The organism is Sporosarcina ureae (assembly GCF_002101375.1).
Lineage (GTDB): Bacteria > Bacillota > Bacilli > Bacillales_A > Planococcaceae > Sporosarcina > Sporosarcina ureae_B.
On sequence record NZ_CP015207.1, the window covers coordinates 3,150,570 to 3,171,927 of the forward strand.

19 protein-coding genes and 1 riboswitch are annotated in these 21,358 nt (G+C 40.3%); of the genes, 16 read left to right on the top strand and 3 right to left on the bottom strand.

The features are described 5' to 3' along the window. Positions 1 to 37: 37 nt before the first annotated feature. Positions 38 to 901 carry a YitT family protein gene (locus SporoP8_RS15380; RefSeq protein WP_085133325.1) on the bottom strand — a complete coding sequence of 288 codons (864 nt, stop codon included), beginning with the start codon at positions 899 to 901 and terminating at the stop codon, positions 38 to 40. A gap of 160 nt (positions 902 to 1,061) precedes the next feature. Here SporoP8_RS15380 and SporoP8_RS15385 point away from each other — a divergent pair, with 160 nt between their 5' ends. From SporoP8_RS15385 to SporoP8_RS15425, 9 genes are all read left to right on the top strand, one after another. Next, on the top strand, positions 1,062 to 2,960 hold the full coding sequence (locus SporoP8_RS15385) for a PrkA family serine protein kinase (protein ID WP_369802561.1): 1,899 nt from the start codon (positions 1,062 to 1,064) through the stop codon (positions 2,958 to 2,960). Positions 2,961 to 3,327: 367 nt separating this feature from the next. Continuing rightward, entirely contained in the window at positions 3,328 to 4,488 is a 1,161-nt protein-coding gene (gene yhbH, locus SporoP8_RS15390) for a sporulation protein YhbH (protein WP_085133327.1), read from the top strand. Continuing rightward, a complete protein-coding gene (locus SporoP8_RS15395) occupies positions 4,485 to 5,876 on the top strand; it encodes a SpoVR family protein (RefSeq protein ID WP_085133328.1) in 1,392 nt (463 codons plus the stop codon). The genes yhbH and SporoP8_RS15395 overlap by 4 nt, the downstream gene beginning before the upstream one ends. 168 nt (positions 5,877 to 6,044) lie before the next feature. Further along, positions 6,045 to 6,848, top strand: a complete 804-nt coding sequence (locus tag SporoP8_RS15400; RefSeq protein ID WP_085133329.1) for an amino acid ABC transporter substrate-binding protein — start codon at positions 6,045 to 6,047, stop codon at positions 6,846 to 6,848. Positions 6,849 to 6,957: 109 nt separating this feature from the next. Then, complete coding sequence (locus SporoP8_RS15405) at positions 6,958 to 7,617, top strand: amino acid ABC transporter permease (RefSeq protein WP_085133330.1); 660 nt, start codon at positions 6,958 to 6,960, stop codon at positions 7,615 to 7,617. 12 nt (positions 7,618 to 7,629) lie between these two features. Continuing rightward, complete coding sequence (locus tag SporoP8_RS15410) at positions 7,630 to 8,379, top strand: amino acid ABC transporter ATP-binding protein (protein ID WP_085133331.1); 750 nt, start codon at positions 7,630 to 7,632, stop codon at positions 8,377 to 8,379. A 244-nt stretch (positions 8,380 to 8,623) separates the two neighbouring features. Then, on the top strand, positions 8,624 to 9,634 hold the full coding sequence (locus SporoP8_RS15415) for an ABC transporter substrate-binding protein (RefSeq protein WP_085133332.1): 1,011 nt from the start codon (positions 8,624 to 8,626) through the stop codon (positions 9,632 to 9,634). Positions 9,635 to 9,657: 23 nt separating this feature from the next. Further along, on the top strand, positions 9,658 to 10,701 hold the full coding sequence (locus tag SporoP8_RS15420; RefSeq protein ID WP_085133333.1) for an ABC transporter permease: 1,044 nt from the start codon (positions 9,658 to 9,660) through the stop codon (positions 10,699 to 10,701). Beyond that, positions 10,676 to 11,473 carry an ABC transporter ATP-binding protein gene (locus SporoP8_RS15425; protein ID WP_085133334.1) on the top strand — a complete coding sequence of 266 codons (798 nt, stop codon included), beginning with the start codon at positions 10,676 to 10,678 and terminating at the stop codon, positions 11,471 to 11,473. The genes SporoP8_RS15420 and SporoP8_RS15425 overlap by 26 nt, the downstream gene beginning before the upstream one ends. A gap of 48 nt (positions 11,474 to 11,521) precedes the next feature. Here the strand turns inward: SporoP8_RS15425 and SporoP8_RS15430 are convergent, their stop codons facing one another. After that, positions 11,522 to 12,622, bottom strand: coding sequence for a branched-chain amino acid aminotransferase (locus SporoP8_RS15430; protein WP_369822333.1), 1,101 nt, complete (start codon positions 12,620 to 12,622; stop codon positions 11,522 to 11,524). A 130-nt stretch (positions 12,623 to 12,752) separates the two neighbouring features. Here SporoP8_RS15430 and SporoP8_RS15435 point away from each other — a divergent pair, with 130 nt between their 5' ends. The 4 genes from SporoP8_RS15435 (at position 12,753) to SporoP8_RS15450 (ending at position 16,374) form a co-directional block, all read left to right on the top strand. Beyond that, the gene (locus SporoP8_RS15435; RefSeq protein ID WP_085133335.1) at positions 12,753 to 13,877 is read left to right on the top strand and encodes an NAD(P)/FAD-dependent oxidoreductase; all 1,125 of its coding nucleotides are present in this window, start codon (positions 12,753 to 12,755) and stop codon (positions 13,875 to 13,877) included. Between the two features lie 64 nt (positions 13,878 to 13,941). Then, positions 13,942 to 14,853, top strand: coding sequence for a pseudouridine-5'-phosphate glycosidase (locus SporoP8_RS15440; protein WP_085133336.1), 912 nt, complete (start codon positions 13,942 to 13,944; stop codon positions 14,851 to 14,853). 20 nt (positions 14,854 to 14,873) lie between these two features. After that, positions 14,874 to 15,629: an exodeoxyribonuclease III gene (locus tag SporoP8_RS15445; protein ID WP_085133337.1), complete on the top strand. Its 756-nt coding sequence runs from the start codon at positions 14,874 to 14,876 to the stop codon at positions 15,627 to 15,629. Positions 15,630 to 15,936: 307 nt separating this feature from the next. Next, a complete protein-coding gene (locus SporoP8_RS15450; protein ID WP_085133338.1) occupies positions 15,937 to 16,374 on the top strand; it encodes a DUF2971 domain-containing protein in 438 nt (145 codons plus the stop codon). 380 nt (positions 16,375 to 16,754) lie between these two features. Here the strand turns inward: SporoP8_RS15450 and SporoP8_RS15455 are convergent, their stop codons facing one another. Then, entirely contained in the window at positions 16,755 to 17,987 is a 1,233-nt protein-coding gene (locus SporoP8_RS15455) for a CynX/NimT family MFS transporter (protein ID WP_085133340.1), read from the bottom strand. Between the two features lie 74 nt (positions 17,988 to 18,061). On the opposite strand from SporoP8_RS15455, the gene SporoP8_RS15460 reads away from it, so the two are divergent. From SporoP8_RS15460 to SporoP8_RS15470, 3 genes are all read left to right on the top strand, one after another. Beyond that, a complete protein-coding gene (locus SporoP8_RS15460; protein WP_085133341.1) occupies positions 18,062 to 18,991 on the top strand; it encodes an AEC family transporter in 930 nt (309 codons plus the stop codon). A gap of 178 nt (positions 18,992 to 19,169) precedes the next feature. Beyond that, positions 19,170 to 19,271: riboswitch (purine riboswitch) on the top strand. A 131-nt stretch (positions 19,272 to 19,402) separates the two neighbouring features. Continuing rightward, on the top strand, positions 19,403 to 19,987 hold the full coding sequence (locus SporoP8_RS15465) for a xanthine phosphoribosyltransferase (protein WP_085133342.1): 585 nt from the start codon (positions 19,403 to 19,405) through the stop codon (positions 19,985 to 19,987). After that, complete coding sequence (locus SporoP8_RS15470) at positions 19,987 to 21,342, top strand: nucleobase:cation symporter-2 family protein (RefSeq protein ID WP_085133344.1); 1,356 nt, start codon at positions 19,987 to 19,989, stop codon at positions 21,340 to 21,342. Before SporoP8_RS15465 ends, SporoP8_RS15470 begins: the two co-directional genes overlap by 1 nt. Positions 21,343 to 21,358 lie beyond the last annotated feature (16 nt).

Here is a 21,358-nt window from a genome sequence, read left to right on the forward strand (position 1 = left end):
GGACACGAAACCGCCACTCGAATGAGTGGCGGCTTTTTTAATGTATAGGTGACTTGAAAGTCGCTCCATGTGTTTCTTGTGTATTCATGATGGTCAAAAACGCAGAAGGATCTATGTCGGTGGTAATTTGCTTTAGCTTTGAAATTTCTAGCCTTGTCACGACAACATAGATGACGTCTTTTTCATTATCCGAATAGCCACCGCGACCGTGCAACATGGTGATGCTACGTCCAAGTCGAAGACGAATCGCTTCACCAAGCTCTTCGTATTCATCGGAGATAATAAAGACGGCCTTGGTCTCATCTAGGCCTTGAATCACAATGTCAATTGCTTTTGAGGCGATATAGTAGGTAATGATCGAGTACATTGCTTTTTCAGGTCCGAGTACAAAGCCCGCCCATCCGAAAATGAAGAGGTTGAAGAACATAACGAATTCTCCGACACTGTAGGGGATTTTTTTTGTAAGTAAAATGCCAAGAATCTCCGTCCCGTCCAGCGCTCCGCCATTACGTATGATGGTTCCGACACCGGCCCCTAGCAATAATCCACCAAAGACTGTAGCTAGCAGTGAGTCTGTTACGAATGGACCGAGGGTTTTAAGTGGGAATTCTACAATGGCAAGCAAAGCAATCGCATAGGAAGAGGAGAAGAAAAAGTTCTTGCCAATATGTTTATACCCGAAAAACAGGAAAGGTAAGTTTAAGAGTAAAATCAAAATACCAAAAGGTACTCCTGAAATGAAATTCAATATGAGTGCGATCCCGATAATGCCCCCGTCAATTACGGAGTTAGGGATTAAAAATAAATCTAACGCAACTGCTGTAATTACTACACCAATTGAAATAAATAAATAACGTCTAAGTAAATGCCCTACTGTTTCCTTTTTATGTTGTTTGCTCATAAAAATCTCCTTTTTCAAACGTGTTCATTCTATCTTAACGGAATTTTAATAAAGAAAGTAGTAGTAATAGTAGCTTTTCAATTTTTCTTCCAGAGTACGTGATGAATCTTTTACACTTCATGAACATAAGATGATACATCATAGCCTAATTGGAGGAGATATGTTGGATATCATTCGTCAGTTGCATAATTATCGCAAAGAAGAAAATCAGTTGAAGTGGGAAGGTACATTTTTGGAGTATCTAGAATTAATAAAAGAACGTAAGGAAATTGCACAGACTGCGCATTCACGTATTTATGAAATGATAAAAAGTGCAGGAATTGAAAAAAAAGACGGCAAGAAAATCTATAATTTCTTTGATGAAGAGTTATATGGTCTAGAAGAATCTATTGAACGTTTAGTAGAAGAATATTTTCATCCGGCAGCAAAGCGTTTGGATGTAAAGAAGCGCGTATTGTTATTGATGGGACCTGTTAGTGGTGGTAAATCTACTATTGTTACAATGTTAAAACGTGGGCTGGAAGCCTATTCTCGAACGGATGAAGGAGCGGTGTATGCTATCAAGGGATGTCCGATGCATGAAGATCCCTTACACTTGATTCCGGAATCTTTAAGGAAGTCATTCTTTGAAGAATACGGTATACGTATCGAAGGAAGTCTATCTCCTTTAAATCAATTGCGTCTCGAAGAAGAGTTCGAAGGTAAGATTGAAAATGTGGTAGTAGAACGTATTCTGTTTTCAGAAGATCGCCGCGTTGGGATTGGAACGTTCACACCATCCGATCCGAAGTCACAGGACATTGCTGATTTAACTGGGAGTATAGACTTCTCCACGATTGCTGAATATGGTTCGGAGTCAGATCCACGTGCATATCGATTTGATGGGGAATTAAATAAAGCGAATCGTGGCATGATGGAATTCCAAGAAATGCTGAAGCTTGATGAAAAGTTTCTTTGGCATTTATTGTCTTTGACGCAGGAAGGGAATTTTAAAGCAGGAAGATTTGCGCTGATTAGTGCAGATGAATTGATCGTTGCCCATACTAATGAAACGGAATACCGTTCATTCATTAGTAATAAAAAGAACGAAGCACTTCACTCAAGATTGATTGTCATTCCCGTTCCGTACAATCTGAAAGTGAGTGCGGAAGAAAAAATCTATGAAAAAATGATTCGTGACAGTGATATGGCTCATGTCCACATTGCGCCACATGCATTGCGAGTGGCTGCTATTTTTTCTGTTCTGACACGTTTGAAAGCATCGAAAAAACAAGGCATCGATCGTTTGAAGAAATTGCGCCTGTATGATGGACAGAATGTTGAAGGGTTTAACGATGCAGATGCGGTAGAACTGAAAAACGAATTTATCGATGAAGGAATGGACGGAATCGATCCACGCTACGTCATCAATCGTATTTCTTCTGCAATTATCCGAAAAGAAGTTCCAAGTATCAATGCACTAGACGTATTGCGTGCGTTAAAAGACGGCTTCGATCAACATGCCTCCATTTCGAGTGAGGACCGCGACACGTATATGAATTATATTTCGATGGCACGTAAAGAGTATGATGAAATCGCGAAAAAAGAAGTTCAGAAAGCTTTTGTCTATTCCTATGAAGAATCAGCAAAAACCTTAATGGATAATTACTTGGATAACGTCGAAGCGTACTGCAATAAAAATAAACTACGCGACGCGCTGACGGGAGAAGAAATTAATCCTGATGAAAAGTTGATGCGTTCGCTAGAAGAGCAGATAGGAATTTCGGAGAATGCAAAAAAGGCATTCAGAGAAGAAATCCTAATCCGCATCTCCGCATATGCAAGAAAACACCAGCGCTTCGACTACCGATCCCATGACCGCTTGCGTGAAGCAATTCAGAAAAAACTATTCACCGATCTAAAAGACGTCGTGAAGATTACTACAACATCTACTACACCCGATGAGACACAACTGAAGAAAATGAATGAAGTCGTGGCGCGCTTAGTAGACGAACATGGCTATAATTCCGTCTCAGCAAATGACCTTCTGCGTTACGTAGGAAGTTTGTTAAATCGGTAAGCCGGATAAGGAAAGTGAATAGAATTGATGTCTGCGACGGGATGGCAACTCTAGCTGAGGACGCAATTCGGTTGAAGTAATTACTAGGATGAGTCATTGTAGGTAGTGTATATTTTGTTGTGATTAAACTTATTTCAAGCCATGTCTCAGCTCAAGTCGTTAAACGATTACAGTCCTAGCTTTAATGCGCATCAATAAAATAATAATCAAAACCACTGCCTAAAACGAATTCCAGCTACTTAATTTTGAATCAAGAGACCTCAAATCACGAGGTCTCTTTTTAGTTTTGTTGCCGTTTTGTCAATATTCAATCAGCTACCGCATATGATAGGGAAACAAATTGTTCGAGAGATAGGCGGGGATACGAGTGGAAGAAAACCAGAAAAGTCGATTCGTTGTCACTGAAGAAAATTGGTCTCTCCATCGCAAAGGCCACCAAGACCAGCAACGCCATCTAGATAAAATAAACGAAGTGCTAAAAAGTAACTTACCTGACTTAATTAGTGAAGAGAACATTATACTGTCAAATGGAAAAGACATGGTCAAAATTCCAATTCGCTCATTAGATGAATTTAAAATTCGCTACAACCACGACAAGTCCAAGCATGTTGGCCAAGGTGATGGCGACAGTGCGGTAGGAGACGTAGTGGCGCAAGGAGAAAAGAAAGCGCAGCCAGGTGAAGGAAAAGAAGCGGGCGATCAGCCAGGGCAGGACATCTATGAAACAGAAGTCTCCATTGAAGAGTTGGAAGAGATGTTCTTTAAAGAATTGGAGCTACCGGACTTGGAGCAAAAAGAACAATCTGTAACAACGATTGAAGACATTGATTTCACAGACATCCGTAAAAAAGGGTTAATCGGTAATATTGATAAAAAACGGACATTGTTATCTGCTATTAAACGAAATGCAATAAATGGAAAAGCTGAAGTCGCACCGATTCTGGAAGATGATCTACGATTTAAAACATGGAATCCCGTGGAGAAACCACAATCTAAAGCAGTAGTCATCGCAATGATGGACACGAGTGGTTCCATGGGTAAATTTGAAAAGTATATGGCACGAAGTTTCTTCTTTTGGATGACGAAGTTTTTACGGACAAAGTATGAAACCGTAGATATCGAATTCATTGCGCACCACACGGAAGCGAAAGTAGTATCAGAGGAAAACTTCTTCAACAAAGGAGAGAGTGGTGGAACCAGATGTTCATCTGCCTATAGTAAAGCGTTGGAAGTTATTAAAGAATATTATCCACCAACTAGTTATAATATCTATCCCGTGCATTTTTCGGACGGGGAGAATATGACAAGTGACAATAAGAAATGTTTGGAACACGTAGATGAATTATTGGCGATATCGAATATGTTTGGTTATGCCGAAGTCAATGAACACCGTAGAATGTCTACGTTGATGTCTGCGTATAAATCAATTGAACATCCCAAATTCAATTATTATATTTTGCAAAAAAACCGCGATGTCTACTTTGCGCTCAAGAAGTTTTTCGAAAAGCGAACGGAGGGGTTACGCTGACTGATCAACGGGCATTATATTATGCAATTGATGAAATCACGGAGATTGCCAATGGATTTGGACTCGACTTTTATCCAATGCGGTATGAAATTTGCCCAGCAGATATTCTGTATACATTTGGTGCCTATGGAATGCCTACGCGCTTTACACATTGGAGTTTTGGTAAGCAATTTCATAAGATGAAGTTGCAATATGATATTGGATTGAGCAAGATTTATGAGCTAGTTATAAATTCAAATCCGTGTTATGCATTTTTATTGAATACGAATAGTTTAATACAAAATAAACTAATCATCGCGCATGTATTGGCGCATTGTGATTTCTTCAAAAATAATACCTATTTCTCAAAGACACGTAAAGACATGGTGGAAAGCATGGCAGCTACAGCCGAACGAATTGCAGACTATGAAGTACGCTATGGTAAGAAATGTGTGGAAACATTTCTTGATGCGGTATTAGCCATTCAAGAACATGTGGATCCAAGTATGACGCGAGACATCATTCCGTCATCTTTTATTGTCCAACCACCCCGAAGAAGCGCATATGAAGATTTATGGGATCTTGATCAACGGACAATTCCTGGACAACAAGCGATTGAAATGCACAAAAAGAATCCGAAAGAACAACAAAAAGACATCTTATTATTTATTCTTGAAAACAGTCGTAATCTAACGGAATGGCAAGCGGATATCCTGACGATGTTACGCGAGGAGATGCTCTATTTCTGGCCACAGTTGGAAACGAAAATCATGAATGAAGGTTGGGCATCCTATTGGCATCAAACTATCCTTCGACAAATGGATTTAACACCTTCAGAAACAATCGAGTTTGCAAAACTTAATGCCAGTGTACTACAACCTTCCAAGACTTCAATTAATCCATATTACCTCGGTGTCAAAATGTATGAAGATATCGAAAAACGGTACGATATACTAGCTAAAGAAGCTATTTCACGTGGTGAAGAAGCGATGACGGGACGGGAAAAAATATTTGAAGCGCGTGAAATTGAAAATGATACTTCTTTTATTCGAAATTATTTGTCTGATGACTTGATTAAACAAGAAGATCTGTACGTATTCCAAAAGCAGGAAAACCAATACAAAATATCCGATAAACAGACAGACGCAGTCCGGAATCAACTAATTGGACAGCGAGTGAACGGTGGCTTTCCTTATATAGTAGTAGACGATGGAGACTATATGCGTAATGGAGAACTGTATCTCATTCATCGCTATGAAGACACTGAACTTGATCTCCCCTACTTGGAACATGTTTTACCGCATATCCATCAACTCTGGGGACGTATTGTGCACATTGAAACGATACTTGAGAACAAACCTTTAGTCTTTTCATACGATGGACACAAAGTGTTTAGAAGAAGTAAATAACGAAAAGAGAATAGACACATCTAATTCTGAGACTGAAGATAACTCCAACAATATGGAGATTGTCTTCAGTTTTTTAATTTTACTCCTTTTCATTTCGTGCATCTAATGGTATTTTTATAGTATGTTAACTCATTAACGTACTAAAGAATGAAGAAAAGAGGAAAACCAATGAAAAAGACGACTATTGCTTTATTGTTCGCAGCATTATTCCTACTGCTGGCTGGATGTTCGGATAAGTCTTCCGAAGGAGACAAATCTACTGCGGACGCGGGTAAAGAAGAAACGAAAGAGATCATCATCGGTGTAGATGACAAATTTGCGCCTATGGGATTCCGTGATGATAAAAATAATTTAGTAGGTTTCGATATTGACATGGCAACAGCAGCAGCAGAGCATATGGGCGCTACTGCAAAATTCCAGCCAATCGACTGGAAAACGAAGGAAACGGAACTTAGCAGTGGAAGAATCGATTTAATTTGGAATGGCTATACCATCACAAAAGAACGTCAAGAAAAAGTATTATTCACGAAGCCTTATTTGGATAATAATCAAGTCGTTGTGACGTTAGTAGACTCTGACGTGAAAGCAATTGAAGATCTAGATGGAAAAGTAGTAGGAGTACAAGCATTATCATCTGCTGGACCCGCACTAGAGAGCCACCCGATCCACGAAAAGTTAAAAAATATCACAGAATTTGCGGATAATGTTCTAGCATTGACAGATTTGAAAACAGGTCGTCTCGACGCAGTTGTACTTGATGAAGTCGTCATTGATTATTATATGACAACTGAAAAAGGGGTCTTTGCAAAACTTGACGGATCATTGGCAGTAGAAGAATATGGCGTTGGAGTGAAGCAAGGTAATGAAGAATTGCTTGAAAATCTTCAAGAGGCATTGGATACTATGAACGAAGAGGGTACTTCAGCTGAAATCTCCACAGAATGGTTTGGAGAAGACAAAGTTCTACGTTGAGTAGTGAAGTAATTTATATCAACGGAAGTGGTATGTGTGACTTCCGTTGATAGTAGTATTGTAAGAGAAGTACATAAAACCTGGAATGGTTTTTTGGAGGAATTTACTAATGAGTTATGAATATTTTATATCTATGCTGATTCCTATGTTGGAAGGAGCTAAAGCGCCTGTCCTATTATTTATTATGGCGATCGTCTTATCTATTCCACTTGGATTCTTGCTAACACTTGCCGTAAGAAGTAGTATTAAACCAATTTCTTATTTGGCGCAGACTTTTATATACGTCATGCGTGGGACCCCTTTGTTATTACAGCTATTGTTCTTTGTATTTGGTTTACCACTTCTGCCGGTAATTGGTGAGTATTTAGTTTTTGACCGTTTTGTCGCAGCTACACTAGCGTTCATTTTGAACTATTCAGCATACTTTGCTGAAATATTCCGAGGTGGATTGATCTCCATCGATAAAGGACAATATGAAGCTTCACAAGTACTTGGATTATCGAAATGGCAAACGACTGTGCGCGTCATCCTACCACAGATGTTTCGTGTTACGCTACCACCTATTGCGAATGAATCGGTATCTTTAGTAAAAGATACCGCGCTTTTATATGCGGTAGCTGTTCCTGAACTTCTACACTATGCACAAACAGTCGTTAACAGGGACTTTACAATCATTCCGTTCTTCATTGCAGCAGCGATCTACCTGCTGATTGCATTCGGGTTGACTGTAATTTTCAAGTACTTAGAGAGAAAGCTGCAATACGAATGAGGAGTGGAAATTATGTCTTTCATTGAAGTACGCAACTTACAGAAATCATTCGGTCCATTGGAAGTATTGAAGGATATTTCGTTTGATGTTCAAAAAAATGATGTAATGGCAATTATCGGACCTTCGGGATCTGGAAAGAGTACCATGTTAAGAAGTCTTATTCAATTGGAGCAAGTCGGTGGCGGTAGTATTATCGTTGATGGAGATTACCTAGTTAAAGATGGCATTTACACAAATTCTACCGATAGTAAAATGATTAACTCCAAAATGGGAATGGTATTTCAACAATTCAACCTTTTTCCTCATTTAACTGTAAAACAGAACTTGGAACTAGCACCGAAACTTGTGAAGAAAGAAAAAGCCGAAGATTATGGGCTGAGAAGTATCGATTTACTAGAAAAAGTGGGACTAGCTTCAAAGGCTGATGAATTACCTTCGAGACTTTCAGGTGGTCAGAAACAACGGGTAGCGATTGCCAGAGCGTTGATGATGGATCCGGATATTTTACTATTCGATGAACCGACTTCTGCTTTGGATCCACAATTGACGAAAGAAGTATTGCAAGTGATGAGAAATCTCGCAGAAGAGCATATGACGATGATTGTGGTGACACATGAAATGGAGTTTGCAAGCAATGTCGCTAATCAAGTGATCTTCATGGATGATGGAATGATCATTGAATCGGGTACTCCAGATGAAGTAATCAAATCACCGAAAGAAATGCGTACAAAGAGATTCCTGAATTATGAGTTAAGTAAATAACCAAAAATAGTGATGCGAATGTAATAATCGCATCACTATTTTTTTACGTAAATAGAGCCATTTTCAATCGAGTTTTTGCAATGTATGAAATAGTGCATCGAATAATTGGTTAACTTGTGAGAATTCACGCAAAATATTGAATAATGCATTGACGAATAACTTAGTAAAGGGTACGATTACGTATAATTATTACCTTTTCTAAATACATCGAAAGAGTAATAGATAATAGTTGAGGGGGATTTAAATGAAGAAACGTTGGGTGACTTACGCAGCAGCACTATTCAGTATGGTGCTCATTCTAGCCGCGTGTGGTGGAAAAGAGGGGGCATCTGATCCTGGAGCAGATGATAAAAATAATGATAAAGCAAGCACTGAGGAAAAATACATAATTGGTGTAACGCAAATTGTTGAACACCCGTCTTTGGATGCAGCGTTTGAAGGATTCCAAAAGGCGATTGAAGATGCAGGGCTGAATGTAGAATATGATAAGCAAAATGCGCAAAATGATAATAGTTCTAACTCAACCATCGCGAACAACTTGGCGGGAGCGGGCGTAGATTTAATATTTGCTAACTCTACACCGAGTGCACAAGCGGCAGCTAGCGCGACTCAAGACATTCCGATCATCTTCACTTCAGTTACGGATGCAGTAGCTGCGGAACTTGTTGCATCTAATGAAGAGCCGGGTGGAAATGTTACAGGCACTACTGATAATCATCCGGATGCAATTCCGAACACAATGAAATTCTTGAAAGAAAACTTAGGTGCGAAAAAAGTTGGAATGATATTTAACTCGGGAGAACAAAACTCTCGCTTACAAGTAGACCACGTCAAAGAGATCCTTGCAGACATGGATATGGAAGTTGTAGAAGCATCTGTTGCGACTTCTGCAGACGTAAAGCAAGCGGCTGAATCATTAATCGGTTCAGTAGATTCATTTTATATTATTACGGATAACACAGTAGTATCAGCACTAGAATCGGTCATCTCGGTTGCGAATGACAATAACATTCCAATGATGGTGGGTGAATTTGATTCTGTGAAACGTGGAGGGCTTGGAGCATACGGTTTTGAGTACTACGATATCGGGTATGAAGCGGGTGAAATGGCAGTAAAGATTTTAAAGGGTGAAGAAACGCCTGAATCATTACCTGTTCAATTACCACAGAATTTGAAGTTAGTGATGAATAAAGAGACTGCGGATGCAATCGGCTTGAAGATTCAAGATGATTGGAATGCCGAGATTGCAGAATAAATAAAATTAGGAGATGATCTTGCATGTTTTCAGCTGTATTTGGCTCAGTTGAGCAGGGTATCATCTATGCGATCATGGCACTCGGAGTGTATCTAACATTCCGGGTGCTTGATTTTCCAGATTTAACAGTGGACGGAAGTTTTGTAACAGGCGCAGCAGTAGCGGCTACGATGATTGTATTTGATTATCATCCACTTGTTGCAACACTTACCGCGATCTTGGTTGGCTTTTTTGCTGGATGTATAACAGGCTTATTACATACCAAAGGAAAAATCAATCCACTCCTATCCGGAATCCTCATGATGATAGCTCTGTACTCGATAAACCTTCGGATAATGGGACTAACTACAGAAAATTCAGTAGGCCGCCCGAATATTCCGCTTTTAAATTCAGAAACGATTTTCAGTAAGTTCCAAGGTTTCTGGAGTAATCTTGGAATTGATGAAGCAATCAATGGTTTCTTATCAGGACTTGGTTTGGAACATTTACCATCGACTTGGGGAACGGTAGTTCTGATGATTCTAGTCGTGGTGATCATTAAATTCATAGCGGACTGGTTCTTGCAAACCGAAGTCGGTTTGGCCATTCGCGCGACTGGCGATAATAAAAAAATGATTCGCAGTTTCTCTGCCAATACAGATACTCTCGTTATTCTCGGATTAGGAATTTCTAATGCGTTGGTAGCTTTCTCAGGTTCATTGATTGCACAGTATGGAAAATTCGCTGATAACGGTATGGGGATTGGCATGATCATCATCGGATTGGCTTCTGTTATTATCGGTGAAGCGATATTCGGGACGAAAACCATTTTCCGTACAACACTAGCCGTGGTTATTGGTGCCGTAATCTACAGAATCGTACTTGGACTGTCGTTAAAAGTGAAAATTCTCGATTCAGGTGATATGAAATTGATTACTGCAGTCATCGTAATAGCGGCATTAATTATTCCGCAGATTCTCGAAAAGAGACGGGAAAAAGTACGTAAAGCGAAAAGACAATCTGAACGAATGGCGATAAAGTCATCAAAAGGAGGTCATAGCGTTGTTGAAACTGGATCAAGTCAATAAAGTATTTAATGAAGCGACTCCAGATGAGAAAGTAGCGCTGGACCAGATTAACTTACATTTACAACCGGGTGATTTCGTTACCGTCATAGGTAGTAACGGGGCAGGGAAATCTACCATGATGAATATGATTTCTGGCGCATTGACACCGGATTTTGGCTCTATTTATATCGATAACAAAGACGTCACACGTTTGGCGGAATTTAAACGTTCCAAAATGATTGGACGAGTATTCCAAGATCCGATGTCAGGTACAGCACCCACAATGACGATTGAAGAGAATTTAGCGATGGCGTATTCTCGCAACCGCCCACGGTCATTGCACCGCGGAGTAGATAAGAAACGGAAGGACTTATTCCGTACATCACTTGAAACATTGCACTTGAATCTTGAGAATCGGATGACAGCGAGTGTTGGACTGTTGTCAGGTGGTGAACGTCAAGCGTTGTCATTGTTGATGGCGACTTTTACGCAACCTTCTATTTTGTTGTTAGATGAGCATACGGCTGCACTTGATCCATCCCGCGCAGAGCTGATTACCGATTTAACGAAACGCTTAGTTGAGAAAGATCAACTAACGACGTTGATGGTAACGCATAATATGCAACAGGCACTTGACCTTGGCAATCGCTTAATAATGATGGATAAGGGTCAAATTATACTAGAGGTGGAAGAAGAGCAGAAACAGCACTTAACTATTGCGAAATTAATGGATGAATTTCAACGTATTCGTGGAGAACAACTTACGAATGATGCAGCTTTACTCTCTATATAAACAAAAGCCCGTGCTTTCCAGTAATGGAAAACACGGGCTTTTCATCGTCTAAGCAAGCTTTGCTACATGTTTCTTAATTTCATATACCCAATTAAATGGATCTCGTTCTTTACCTGTTTGAATATTCGTTAACGTGTTATAAAGAAGTGAAGATAGTTCACCCGTTTGACCGTTACCGATGATCATTTTATACCCATCCCAATTCAGTTCTCCAACAGGAGAAATAACAGCAGCTGTACCTGTGCCGAATACTTCTTCCAGTTCTCCATTTTCATAGGCGGATCGGATTTCATCCATCGAGATTTGACGCTCTACAACTGGCATATTCCAGTGTCTCAGTAACTGTAAAATTGATTTTCGAGTAATTCCCTCAAGAATACTGCCGTTGATCGCGGGTGTTATGACTTCACCATTGATTTTGAAGAAGATATTCATACTACCTACTTCTTCAACGTATTTACGCTCGACGCTATCAAGCCATAGAACTTGGGAGTACCCTTGTTTGTCTGCTGTCTCCTGGGCCTTTAAAGCAGATGCGTAGTTACCGGCAGTTTTAGCGCTACCCGTTCCGCCTTTTGCAGCACGGACGAATTCATTTTCCACGAGGATTTTCACTGGATGAATCCCTTCTTTATAGTACGAGCCAACAGGAGATAGAATCATGAAAAATTGATAATTTTTAGCTGGTGCCACACCTAGGAAAGCTTCTGTTGCAATGACAAATGGGCGGATATATAATGAGGTTCCTTCTAGTGTAGGAATCCAATCTTGCTCGATTTGCAGCAACTGGTTAAGTGCGTACAATGCGTTCTCCTCATCGATTCGTGGCATACATAGACGATCGAGTGAATAATTCAGGCGTTTCATATTTTGATCTGGACGGAACAAGCGAATGGTTCCTTCTTCTGAACGATACGCCTTCATTCCTTCGAAAACCGTTTGTCCATAATGTAAGACGATTGCAGCTGGGTCAAGTGTTAAAGGAGCGTAAGGAGTGATGCGATGATTATGCCAACCTTTGCCTTCCTCATAGTCTATAATGAGCATGTGGTCTGTAAATGATTTTCCAAAGACTAGAGAGCTAGGATCTGGCTTTTCTTTTTTATTTTGTGCAAGTTGAATGTGCATAGGTAATCTCGTCATAATCATCAAAACCCCTTAAGATATAGAATATTCCGAAACTTCAATTCCGAATAGTGTAATTATACTGCTTTTTCAGGAAAAATAAAGTGAAAAGTTTGTCGATTTTAAAAACTAGTATAAAAAGGAGCAGATTTTTATGAAAAAAGTATTGATTATAGGTGCTGGAATCGTTGGTGCTTCTGCTGCTTATCATTTGTCTACGCAATATGCAGAAGTCGTTCTAATCGACAGACAGGAGCCTGGACAGGCCACAAAAGCCGCAGCGGGCATTATTTGTCCATGGGCATCTCAGCGCCGCAATAAGGCTTGGTATGCATTAGCGTCAGCTGGAGCCGCCTATTATCCGGAATTCATTCGTTCATTGGAAGAGCAGGGCGAGGTGGAAACAGGATATAAGAAAGTGGGTGCTTTGGCGATTCATACTGATGTAAACCGTTTGGAAAAGAAAGTTGAGTTATTGAATAAAAGAAAAGAACATGCACCCGAGATTGGAGAAGTGGAATTACTAGATACAGAGCAGGCGGCTAGCTATTTTCCTGTGTTATCGGATGAATATGCAGCTGTTCGTATTTCTGGTGCGGCAAAAGTCGAAGGAGATCAACTACTTAGTGCATTGGAACGTGTGGCAGTTAAACGAGGAGTGCAATATATAAAAGGTTCCGCTATACCGTACATAAAGGAAGGGAAAGTCTGTGGTGTTATGGTGGATGGGCAAATTATTGAAGGAGATCAAATCATTATAGCGGCAGGTGCATGGGCTAGTGAATTTACAGAGTCATTTGGTAAGAAACTTCAAGTAACAGGACAGAAAGCGCAAATCCTACATTTACAATCAAATCATGAAGCGTCAGGTGAATGGCCAGTCATCATGCCGCCGAGCACTCAGTACCTCGTGCCATTTCAAGCCGGCAGATTCGTTGCGGGTGCAACACACGAAGATACTGATGATTACGATATTCAACCGACAGCAGGTGGAATACTGGAGGTATTGTCGAATACTTTACCCATTGCACCTGTACTGAGCGAAGCAGTATTGGCTGAAGTCCGTGTGGGCATTCGTCCACATACACCGAATTTTATGCCGGTCATTGGTCGATTACCTGATCATCCGCAAGTTTGGGTTGCGAATGGTCTTGGTTCATCTGGTTTAACAGTAGGACCTCTTCTTGGCAAGCTGTTATCCCAGCTAGTGCTAGGCCAAGAGACTGGATGGGACTTAGAACACTACTCTATTAACCAAATAATTGTCGATGAACATTGAATAAAGAGCGTATAATGATTATTATGAATATATAGCAATTGAACGGTAAAGGGGAAGATTCATAATGAGAAGATATGTTTCGTATTCAGAAGAAGTGAAAGAAGCGATGAAATACGGCAAGCCGCTAGTCGCATTGGAATCCACAATTATTACGTACGGTATGCCATATCCTGAGAATGTGAAAGCTGCACGTGAAGTTCAACAGATTGTGCGTGATCATGGCGCGGTCCCGGCGACGATTGCAATTATGGACGGAAAAATAAAAATAGGGCTAACTGATGAAGAGTTGGAACGGTTCGGGGACAGCAAAGGTGTTGTCAAAGCATCTAGACGCGATATCAGTTACTTAATTGCTACTAAGAAACCTGGTGCAACGACGGTTGCCGCATCGATGTTCTTTGCTGACTTGGCGAGGATCCGTGTATTCACGACTGGGGCCATTGGTGGTGTGCATAGAGGTGTGGAACAAACGATGGATATTTCTGCGGATCTTGAAGAGTTTGCCCGTACAAGTGTAGCAGTTGTTTGTTCAGGAGCAAAATCTATTTTGGATATCGGTAAAACACTTGAGTATTTGGAAACAAAAGGTGTGCCGGTAATGGGGTATCAAACAGATATTTTTCCTGCCTTTTACACAAGAAGCAGTACACATCATGTAGACTACCGAGTGGATGAAATCGACATGATCGCAGAAATGTTGCGTGTCAAATGGAATTTAGGCTTGGAGGGGAGTGCGATTATCGCTAATCCAATTCCTGAAGAATATGCAATGGATCAGGACTATATGGATGGATTGGTTTCAGATGCACTTAAAGAAGCAGAACAAATGGGCATTAGCGGAAAGAACCTCACACCTCATATGTTAAAAAAGGTTCAGGAAATGACAGGCGGTAAAAGTCTGGAGGCCAATATTGCATTGGTGAAGTCAAACGCTGAACTTGCAGCAAAATTGGCAGTGAGTTTTAACGGTAATTAATATAGACAGGTTGTGTAAAATTGAAAGTAGTGTCTTGGAACGTGAACGGTATTAGAGCCTGTGTAAAAAAAGGTTTCAGTGACTTTTTTGAACAAGTACAGGCAGATATATTCTGTATACAGGAGATCAAATGTCAAGAAGGACAAATTGACCTTTCTTTTGAAGGGTATGAATCCTACTGGAACTATGCAGAGAAAAAAGGATATTCAGGTACGGCGGTCTTTACGAAGAAAACACCTCTTTCTGTACGTAATGGATTGAATGATCTGGACCATGAAGCAGAGGGACGAGTGCTGACGCTAGAATTTGAAGAATTCTTTCTCGTCAATTGTTATACGCCCAATTCACAGCGGGACTTAGCGCGATTATCATTTCGACTGGCATGGGAAGATGATTTACTTGAGCATTTACAGTCATTGAATGCCATCAAGCCCGTCATTTATTGCGGAGATTTGAACGTAGCGCATGAAGAAATTGATATTCGTAACGTTAAATCTAATATTGGCAATTCGGGATTCACGTATGAAGAACGCGGGAAAATGACGCGATTGTTAGACACTGGATTCATTGATACGTTTCGTTTTATGAATCCGGGTCTAAAAGAGAGTTATACCTGGTGGTCGTATATGCGCGACGTACGTGCACGTAATATTGGTTGGCGCATCGATTACATTATTATTTCAGAGCGTCTTCAGTCGGCTCTAAAAACAACAGCCATTCATTCAGAAATCATGGGCAGTGATCATTGTCCGATTTCTGCGGAATTAGAAATATAAAAATGAGTAAGAGCATTTCAGATGAACTTGTTCAGTCTAGAGGATAAAAGCTGAATTAATAAACGAATTATAATCATATTAGAACATCAAATGGCATTGGGATGAACCGTGCCATTTGTTTTTTTTCACTACTATTGAAATAAATCTGCTTTACGAATGGTAAAAAGCTTAGGCTCAATGTTCAAGAAACGAGCCAGATTGGTTAATAACGCGTTTAAAGAATCAGTATTTCTATTTAATAAAAATGGATAGATATGTGAATGTTCACTCTTGAGATAACAGTAAGAATTGCCAAGTTAGAAAATAGATGGCAGACATTTTATATCATTACTATGGAGTTAGAATTGGAATTTCAACAAATCTATTCAATTTTGATTTAGATGAGAATGGTATTCCGTTACCAAGTAATAAAATAATGACGGAAAATGATGTATGCATATCTCCACCGTATTCTTCACAGCTTATACCAGTAACCTATACTAAAGATGATGACTTAATTAACCCAACTGTTGGAAAAATAGATAAGAACATCTGTAATAAATGTGGAAGAAAAACATCCGATTTAAATCTGCAAACTAATTATATAGGTCGATTTAAAAGAGAATATTGGTCTGGACAATCGGAATGGAGATACATATTAATTGCAATCCCAAAAGAATATTATCGTAATAATGAACGTGAAGGGATAGCCACTAGACTAATAAAAGGTTCATTCAATCATGTTAGACAAGTCTTTATCGGTTAATAAGGTTCTTGTAAGACTAATAGAGGTTCACCTTTCACGGAAGGCACCGACTTATTGAAACGGAAGAGTTGAGGCGCAGAAAATGTTGATGATTGAATCGAATTGGAATAGTTGGAACGCTGTATGAAGTGAAAATTTCACGTACGGTGTGAAGTGGGGAAAAGCTGGCGATCACTTCAAAGGCTTACCTATCACTATAATATTGTTTGAGGTCTTAGCTTAGTTGATCGGAGCGGAAGCCGGCGACTCTGTCCCTCCAGAACGCGTCCGGCTGCAGCGCAGATCAACGGGTTGCAACCACTATTAAAATAAAACGAAGAACCCCAATTCCATTGTGAATTGGGGTTCTTCGTTTTATTTTTGTTAAAATGCACTTTTCATTACGACTCATTCTGTTTGGGTTCAAGCGAAATATAACGCTTTTTCCCTGCGTACATTCCACTGATAAATAGAATAGTTGCGACCACTATGAAGGTATACAGTGGTGCTGTCCATGAACCAGTAAAGTCATGTAGAATACCGAACAACACAGGACCAACAGACGCTAGTAAGTAGCCAATCGACTGCGCCATTCCGGAAATTGAAGCCGCTTGGTCTGGTGTATTCGTACGTAAAGTGAAGAACATCATAGCTAGTCCGAATGCTGAACCGCCACCCAGACCGATGAAAATCATCCAAAGTGCAGTCAGAGCTTCGCTTCCAAACTGTACGCCACCGTAGCCAATTAAATAACAGGCGAAAACAGCTACGACAAGGATACGTTGATCGCGTACTTTATCCGCAACGACTGGTATGATGAACATCATAGGCAATTGTGCAAGTTGGACAAGCGCTAACATCCATCCAGCAGCATCAGCAGTCATGCCATTGGTTTGCAACACAACTGGAATCCATGAAGCTGTCGTATAAAATAGGAACGATTGCAGTCCCATGAAAATCGTGATGCTCCAGGCTAGTGGCGAACGCCAAATAGGGAGAGCAGGTTTTGTCTTCATGTTTTTCTGAGCTGTTTTGATGACTTCTTTCTTTTTACGTATCTGAGGAATCCATACGATAATGGCTAACAATGTAATGACTCCCCAAATGCCTAACGCACCTTGCCAGCCATATACTGTTTCATTGGCGATGGGAGAAGCGATACCAGAAGCGAGTGTTGCAGATATACTCATAGATACTGAGTACAGACCCGTCATCAATCCGATATGTAAGGGGAAGCTCAGTTTAAGAAGACTTGGCAATAGGACGTTTGCAAAAGCGATTCCTACCCCAATTAAAAATGTACCAATCAGTAGCAATATACTATTGCCGACAGAACGCATGATGATGCCTAACAGTAAAATAATCATCGCATAGAAAAGCGTTCGTGACATGCCAAACCGTTTCGCAAGGCGAGGTGTAAAAGGTGATACAATGGCAAATGCCAGTAATGGGATTGTAGTCAGAAATCCGGCCAACGAATTAGAAATTTGCAGTTGATCGCGAATGTTTCCGATAATAGGTCCGACAGAAGTGAGTGGGGAACGGATGGTAGCGGCTAAAAATAAAATACCCGCTAATAACACCCACTGACTTTTAGGGAAATGTAGATGTTTACTTGGTCGTTCTTTTTCCATTATGAAGCCTCCTGTATTCCTTGAAGATTGTTCTGAGAAGTATGTAGCTGAAACAGCAGAAAGGAGATTCCTTTGTGGAGTACTTACTCATAGTCTTTGTAAATGTTATCACACCGATGCTTATTTTATTAGCAATAGGCGTTTCTTTACAAATAAAATTTACTTTTAATGTTAAGGAATTGGGGAATATTCTGACATACTGTTTAATACCCGCTGCCGTGTTCATGAACTTATATCATACTGTCATTGATATAGACATCCTACTTGACGTATTCATATTTGTACTATTATTTACGACCACTTTAATACTTACTGGCCATGTATTTAGTAAGCTCTTGCGTTTGAATCGCCAGCAGACCGCCGTAATGAAAAACAGTATTGTTCTAATTAACTCAGGAAACTATGGATTACCTGTCAGTCAGCTAGTCTTTCATGAGAATCCACTCGGGGTGTCTATTCAGATCGTTTTGATCGTCTATCAGAACTTACTGACGTATTCATATGGATTGTATAATCTCGTATCTTCCACGCAGTCCGGGAAAGATATTGTGAAACAGTTCCTTCGAATGCCAATTATCCATGCTTTGTGGCTAGGTGCTTTGCTTAACTTGGCAGATATCCAGTTGCCACAGTTTATCGAGTTGCCAATCAGTCATTTATCGGATGCTTTTATCGCCATCGCGCTCATTACACTTGGCGCGCAGTTAGCGCAGATTAAAGTGAAGACACTGTGGAACCGTTTGATCTACTTAAGCGCTATCGGTCGACTCATTATCTCACCCACCGTGGCGTTGTTGTTGATTTTATTACTAGGGATAGAAGGTGTAACGGCACAATCACTCTGGATTGCCAGCTCGTTTCCAACTTCGCGAAATAGCTCCACGCTAGCATTGGAATACGATGTTGAGCCCGAGCTAGCAGCCCAAATCGTCTTGTTCAACACCGTAGCTAGCAGCTTTACAGTAGGCGTAGTGATTTATCTTTCCTCCCTACTGTTTGGGTAAGGGATTGGCACTAAGGAGGGGGCGCTTCAATCCTTTGCACTCTCTTTTGAAATTATGCTTTATCCCAATCTAACCCAACTTTTTGTCCAGAATATGTCCAGAAGATTGCTGGCCTAAAACTATCAAACTAATTGGTAAATATTCATATTGAAAATTTGTCGAATCGTGCTATACTGTTAGCATTCAGTTAAATAAGACTCATATAATCACGGGGATATGGCCCGTAAGTTTCTACCGGTCTACCGGAAATAGACCGCCTATGGGGAGAATGAAAAGCAGCTTTCTTTGTCGTTCGACAGAGGAATTGCTTTTTCATTTTTAAAAGCGTACATGCCGCTCTCTCATAGTTGTTATATGGGAGTATGGCATATACGCTTTTTTTATTCGGAAAAATGAAGGGAGCACAACAGCGTGGAGTTGCTAAAAAATAAGATTCGACAAGAAGGTAATGTATTATCGGAAGAGGTACTGAAAGTGGATTCGTTCTTGAATCATCAAATTGATCCATTACTGATGCAAGAAATCGGAAGAGAGTTTGTTAGACGATTCAGCGATCAAAATATCACAAAGATCATCACGATTGAATCTTCAGGTATTGCTCCAGCTACAATGGCGGGAATGATATTGGGCGTTCCGGTAGTGTTTGCCAGAAAGCGTAAATCACTTACATTGACGGATCATTTATACTCCGCGAAAGTATATTCTTTCACTAAGAAAGAATCGAATGATATTTCTGTTTCTAAAGATTTTATTTCAAATGAAGATACGGTATTGCTCATCGATGATTTCCTTGCCAATGGACAAGCTGCACTAGGACTCATAGATATCGCAAAACAAGCAGGTGCCACTATCGCAGGTGTTGGCATTGTCATTGAAAAGTGCTTCCAGCCAGGCGGGGATTTGATTCGTAAAGAAGGCGTACGTTTAGAGTCGCTAGCGGAGCTTCAGTCACTGAATAACGGTGAAGTTCAATTTGTTGGGGAGGAAAATAACTGATGAAAACAACACTGCTAGGTTTTCAGCATTTACTTGCTATGTATGCTGGCGCAGTATTGGTACCACTCATTGTGGGGAATGCTATTGGGTTAACTCCTACACAACTGACATATCTTGTTTCAATTGATATTTTAATGTGTGGTATCGCTACGTTGTTGCAAATTTCACGTAATAAATATTTTGGCGTTGGTCTACCCGTGGTTCTTGGGTGTACATTCACAGCTGTAGGTCCCATGATTTTAATAGGCAATGACTATGGAATTTCCGCTATTTACGGAGCGGTTATTGCTTCAGGCGTAATCATTTTCTTCATTAGTCGCTTCTTTGGGAGTCTCGTGAAATTCTTCCCTCCAATCGTTACCGGTTCAGTCGTAACTATTATTGGAATTACATTGATTCCTGTTGCGATCAATAATATGGGCGGTGGACAAGGTGCTGAAGATTTTGGATCGATGACAAATGTTTTACTCTCATTTGGCACGTTATTATTCATTGTCTTACTGTTCCGATTCACTTCAGGTTTTATGCAGTCTATCGCTATTTTGTTAGGTTTAGTTGGTGGTACGATTGCAGCGATATTCCTGGGTATCGTAGATTTCTCCAATGTACAAGATGCTTCTTATGTCCATATGGTGATGCCGTTTTATTTAGCCACTCCTACATTCCATCTACTGCCGATCGCCATTATGACGTTGGTGGCAATGGTGTCACTTGTAGAATCTACTGGAGTATACTTTGCGCTTGGTGATATTTGTGAAGAAGAAATCGACAAAAAAATGTTGGAAAAAGGCTATCGTGCAGAAGGATTGGCTTCCGTTATTGGCGGTATTTTCAATGCATTTCCTTACACGACATTTTCACAAAACGTGGGTTTAATGCAATTATCTGGTGTGAAGTCACGTCGTGTGATATTCGTGACCGCGATTATGTTGATTTCTTTAGGGTTCTTGCCGAAAATAGCGGCTCTTGCAACCATTATCCCACCGGCAGTCCTTGGAGGGGCTATGGTTGCGATGTTCGGAATGGTGGTTTCGCAAGGAATTAAAATGTTGAGTCCTGTTATTTCCAAAACCCAAGATAACGCAATGATTGTAGCGTGTTCCATCGGCATTGGTCTTGGTGTTTCAGTTGTACCGGATCTATTTAAGGAATTACCTGAAAGTGTACAGATCCTAACGAGTAATGGGATTGTACTCGGAAGTATCACGGCAATCTTCTTGAATATCATTTTCAATATGCTTCCTTCAAAAAAGAAGCAAGCTGTCCAACAAGCACATCAAGCGGAAGCTATGCCACTTAGCGTTAAGGAAGGACCATCTTCTGTCTTAGTTAGTGCAACAGCTAATCATAAATAAGAAAAAGAGCAACCTG

Coding starts and splice junctions, on each gene's coding strand:
- SporoP8_RS15380 (WP_085133325.1), bottom strand. CDS start 901: ATGAGCAAACAACATAAAAAGGAAACAGTAGGGCATTTACTTAGACGT.
- SporoP8_RS15385 (WP_369802561.1), top strand. CDS start 1,062: ATGTTGGATATCATTCGTCAGTTGCATAATTATCGCAAAGAAGAAAAT.
- SporoP8_RS15400 (WP_085133329.1), top strand. CDS start 6,045: ATGAAAAAGACGACTATTGCTTTATTGTTCGCAGCATTATTCCTACTG.
- SporoP8_RS15405 (WP_085133330.1), top strand. CDS start 6,958: ATGAGTTATGAATATTTTATATCTATGCTGATTCCTATGTTGGAAGGA.
- SporoP8_RS15410 (WP_085133331.1), top strand. CDS start 7,630: ATGTCTTTCATTGAAGTACGCAACTTACAGAAATCATTCGGTCCATTG.
- SporoP8_RS15415 (WP_085133332.1), top strand. CDS start 8,624: ATGAAGAAACGTTGGGTGACTTACGCAGCAGCACTATTCAGTATGGTG.
- SporoP8_RS15420 (WP_085133333.1), top strand. CDS start 9,658: ATGTTTTCAGCTGTATTTGGCTCAGTTGAGCAGGGTATCATCTATGCG.
- SporoP8_RS15430 (WP_369822333.1), bottom strand. CDS start 12,622: ATGATTATGACGAGATTACCTATGCACATTCAACTTGCACAAAATAAA.
- SporoP8_RS15435 (WP_085133335.1), top strand. CDS start 12,753: ATGAAAAAAGTATTGATTATAGGTGCTGGAATCGTTGGTGCTTCTGCT.
- SporoP8_RS15440 (WP_085133336.1), top strand. CDS start 13,942: ATGAGAAGATATGTTTCGTATTCAGAAGAAGTGAAAGAAGCGATGAAA.
- SporoP8_RS15450 (WP_085133338.1), top strand. CDS start 15,937: ATGGCAGACATTTTATATCATTACTATGGAGTTAGAATTGGAATTTCA.
- SporoP8_RS15455 (WP_085133340.1), bottom strand. CDS start 17,987: ATGGAAAAAGAACGACCAAGTAAACATCTACATTTCCCTAAAAGTCAG.
- SporoP8_RS15470 (WP_085133344.1), top strand. CDS start 19,987: ATGAAAACAACACTGCTAGGTTTTCAGCATTTACTTGCTATGTATGCT.